This window comes from Nostoc sp. JL23, from assembly GCF_017115065.1.
Lineage (GTDB): Bacteria > Cyanobacteriota > Cyanobacteriia > Cyanobacteriales > Nostocaceae > Nostoc > Nostoc punctiforme_A.
The window spans coordinates 1-4,377 of the sequence record NZ_JABXKN010000009.1; the positions used below are offsets into that span (position 1 = coordinate 1).

Annotated in this window: 2 protein-coding genes and 1 pseudogene; 2 read left to right on the forward strand and 1 reads right to left on the reverse strand. The window is 42.8% G+C overall.

Going from position 1 to position 4,377, the window contains the following annotated elements; all coding sequences use genetic code 11:
- Positions 1-754: 754 nt before the first annotated feature.
- A pseudogene (locus HWQ42_RS00490) lies at positions 755-1,012 on the reverse strand (transposase); the annotation flags it as partial.
- Positions 1,013-1,696: 684 nt separating this feature from the next.
- On the opposite strand from HWQ42_RS00490, the gene HWQ42_RS00495 reads away from it, so the two are divergent.
- A complete protein-coding gene (locus HWQ42_RS00495; RefSeq protein WP_292808360.1) occupies positions 1,697-3,430 on the forward strand; it encodes an FAD-dependent monooxygenase in 1,734 nt (577 codons plus the stop codon).
- A gap of 45 nt (positions 3,431-3,475) precedes the next feature.
- Positions 3,476-4,111, forward strand: coding sequence for a TetR/AcrR family transcriptional regulator (locus HWQ42_RS00500; RefSeq protein ID WP_292808362.1), 636 nt, complete (start codon positions 3,476-3,478; stop codon positions 4,109-4,111).
- Positions 4,112-4,377 lie beyond the last annotated feature (266 nt).

Genomic DNA, 4,377 nt, shown 5'->3' on the forward strand with positions numbered 1-4,377 from the left:
TATAACTTTATTCTGGAAGCTCTTTTCTATGCAGCTTCATATTAAATTGGTATTAGGGTGGTAAATAACTCTTCCCTTTTGTTAAAGTTATGTAAATTAAGCAATAAGATAGCCGCCAGAAAATTTTTAATTTGTTGATAAGTTTGAACTTGCTTGAGTGCAGGGTGGTTTCGAGTTTTTTCTAGCAGTATATATAGGGCTAATAATGTAGATAATCTTAAGCTTTTAATAACTGTCCAAAGTTATGCACTGGGTTGATTTAACAATACTTGTTTTTTGTATTATTTTTAGCACTTTCCTTTTGTATACTGTTGAAACAAAGTTTGGAACCAGTTCTAAAAACTCCTTCAACGTTTCCCGTAAGCATTTTTTAATGTATTGACCGCAGTATCAAATGGCACTAAAAAAAGCGGAAACGCTTATCAATTAAGCAGTTTGCAATTGCTTTCATAATTCATGGCGCGGTTTGGTCATCAAGGGGTAAATTTTGGGGCGACGTTTACGAACTCGTGGTTCACTACGACCTGGGCGTTTTGGAACAGCCTTGTGAGCAATAACTTTAAGTCTCATTGCGATAAATTTGGAGACGTTTTGTTGAAGTTGCTGCTAATAATTTGGGAATAAAGTTAATTAAATGGTGGCGGGTACCTTGCAAAGATAGGCGGTTTGGAGGGGTAGTATAAGTAGTTTCAGCCGACCACATTAAGCTACGAAGTAGATTGTAAGCCAGTAAATAAACGTGAGTTCGACAGAACTAAAAAATAGCCGGAGGCAATGCAGGTAAGTCTTTTGAGTAAATGTCAATAGATGGTTTTTTGGGCAAATAGGTATAAGCAGTTAGCCCTGCCATCAAGTTAACCAAAAAGTTAAATGGACTACGATGGCGAGAGTGTTCTATTTGACATATATTTTTCAGATGGTCATTGATGGACTCAATCACAGTAAGTTTGCGTAACAGAATTTTATCAATCAGTTTTACCAAGCGATTTTTGATTTTATTTTTAGATTTTGTTCTGATTCCTCATCTAATTACATTGCTCCTTTGTTCTCAGCTTTACGTATGGTATCTAATTCATCCGTAACTTATTTCATTACATAAAACCTATCAGCAGTGATATTAGCATTTGGCATTAACTCTTCTACTAAACTTTTATTACCTACAAAAACTTTTTGGGCAAACGTACATCATCTTCCTATCTGCGATCGCCGCTTCTCATGCCTTTAATGCTCAATGGGCATTAAACGCTGTAACCCTTATTTTACATAGCCTAGAGCTTTTATTAGTACCATTCCCCGCAGTATCAAGGGTTTGAGCTTTCAAGTTACCTTGTAAGCTAAACGCTTATATATGTGTCATTTTGCCGTTTTTGCCAAAATTTTTGTAGGCTCTTATTTTGGCAAAGGTATTGATTTCTTTACTTAATTTCCTGATTTATCAACACCCAAAATTTTATGTTGATTTTATAAATAGCTTCTAAAACGTCTAGCACAAAACTGAGATGACGTTTAATTAGTTGATTGAGGGCAGCAGTTTAAATTTCCCTAAGTGTAGCTTATGTAATATTAATTTTATTTTTCTTTAATTACTTGACTTGCTTAATTTTCCCAAAATTGGCTAGCTAGTATCTTGACGTTTCCTCAAACTAAAAACTAGAATGACAGTCAGTCTAGTTTATTGAATAGAGGAGATAATCCTATGGCATACTTCCATACTGCTCAATCTTCTATGCCTATACTGGTAGTTGGTGCTGGCCCAGTAGGCTTAACGCTAGCTGCCGAGTTAACACGTCATGGTGTTCCCTGTCGCATCATAGATAAAGCTGCACCACGTCCAATCGTAGAGTCGCGTGCTGTTGGTGTTCACACACGCACACTCGAAATCTTCGAACGTCTTGGTGTTCTGCAAACTGCCCTTGAACAAGGTCGCATTGCCCGTGGAGCTAATTTTTATGGTGATGGACAACAGCTAGTCCATCTGCGACTCGACGAACTTGATGTTCCTTATCCCTTTTCTCTACTGCTTGAGCAAGGTAAAACTGAGCGCCTCCTGGTTGAACATCTTGCTAGCCAAGGGCTAACAGTGGAGCGCCCTGTTGAGTTGATCGCGCTCACGCAAGAAAGAGACACAGTTCACGCTACTTTACGTCATGAGGACGGAAGAATTGAAGAAGTAACGACTGCATATTTAGTAGGTTGCGACGGCGCACACAGCACAGTCCGCCACTTAATAGGTGTGAGTTTTCCAGGGCATCCCCATATAGGGCAGTATGCCTTAGCTGATGTAGATGTTGAGTGGGATCGTATGTGGCCTGATGATCAAATTCATACCTTTTTACGCCCTGAAGGTTTGCTAATTCTGGGTCGGCTACCTAGTGGCGCTTGGCGCATAGTGGTTACATTGCCCCATGACCAACCAAGGGTAGAAGACAAGCAGGCAATATTAGCCTTAATTAAGCATCAGCTGACTTATCACCCCGATGCTGGTATACGTGAGTTGCATACCCCTCTATGGGTTTCTACCTTTCACATTAGTAGCCGTGTGGTTGAACAGATGCGCTACAGGCGTGTATTTCTAGCAGGAGATGCTGCACATATTCATAGCCCTGAAAGTGGTCAAGGCATGAACGCTGGGATGCAAGATGCCACGAACTTAGCTTGGAAGCTTGCACTACATATACGTGGGCTGGGTGGCGAGGCGCTGTTGGATAGTTATCACGCTGAACGACATTCGATCGTAGTTGAGATTGTAAGAACTACCGAGCTTGTCGAGCGCCTCTTAGAACTGAAGCAACCTCTAGCTGCGAAAGTACGCAACGCTACACTGTCGCTGGCTTGGCATGTAGATGCAATTGAGCGTCAGATGCGGAACGCCTTTGCCGCTAATATCTACAACTACCGCCACAGCCCCTTGGTAGGCGAACACACTCAGTCACTCGTTGAATGGTGGCACGCAATAGCCAACACTGAGCCATACCCATCATTAGGCGATCGCTTTGATTTTAGCTATGGCCCAACAGCAGGTGATCGCGCACCAGATGCTCGTAACATAGTAGCGCAAGATGGCCAACCACATCGGTTGTTTGAAATTTGGGGTAGCGAAGCACGACATCATTTATTAGTGTTTGCCGGTTTAAAAGAACAACCCCAGCGTTTAGAAGAACTTTGGCAGATGGTTGCCTTCTTGCAATCGTGCTACGGTACACTCATTCAATGTCACTTGGTTTTTTCCCAGCAAGGTAACAACGAGCAACTTAGCTTATGGGATTCTACAGGTGAACTAAGCCACCGCTACGGGGCACAGTTCGAGTGTTTGTACTTAGTGCGGCCAGACGGCTATGTTGGCTTCCGTAGTCAACCTGCCCAGTTACAGCCGCTAGAAGCATTCCTGATGCGGTTACTTGGTAAGTCCGTTAAACTAGCGAAATCATGACGGCAGTAGAGGATAAAAGAAAACACAATACTGGTTAAAGTGAGTATGCAAGAAAAGAATCCCGATCAAACTTCTTTGGTTGATAAGTCCACTTCCAGTTTACCCCGTAGTGATAAACGAGCTCGCATCCTAGCGGCGGCACGCGAAATCCTTGCCCAGAGGCGCTATGAAGATGCAGCTGTCTCAGAAATTGTCAAGCGTGCAAATGTAGCTCAAGGGACTTTCTATCGCTATTTCCCATCGAAAACAGCTTTAGTAAGCGCACTCGCTGAGGAGTTGCAACGCGATATTACACAAGCAGTAGAACAGATAGCGACCGAGAACCAGCCTTTGGACAAGTCGCTAGAAACCCTGATCCAGGCTGCACTGGCGGCTGCTACACCCTACCGAGACATTCTAGGCATCCTAGACACTGAGACACTTTTATTCGGTTCGTCTTCCTCTGCGGAGCAGCGTCGTGAGCCTTACTTGCAGCAGCTAATCTTACTGATCAAACGTGACCAAGCCTGCGGGCGGATTTCATCAAACATAGATCCAACGATCGCAATTCGGCTTGTGGGCAGTATCCTGGATCGCATGGCACGCGATTGTTTACTTTATCATCCCGAAATTGCCGTCGAACACTATCTTGCAGAGACAGTAGGTTTCGTACGTCGTGCGCTAGGCATTGTCATGGAATAACCAAATCAATGACAAACAACTTAGCGCTCAAAATGTATATGCATCTGTCACCTAGGGCTAATACCAATTAGACTTGTCCGAAAACTCCAAAGCCAGACTGTTCAAAGCTTTGGGACAAGACTTTGAGATTTTGCTGAAAACGTAGTTATAAGGCTTTGAGCTTACGGGGGGACAAAAAGGGCTAGGATGCAGATAAAATAAGCTTCATAGCCCTTTGTCCTTGTTGGTAGTACTTACGTTTATTAGGATTTAATCTCAATAATTCA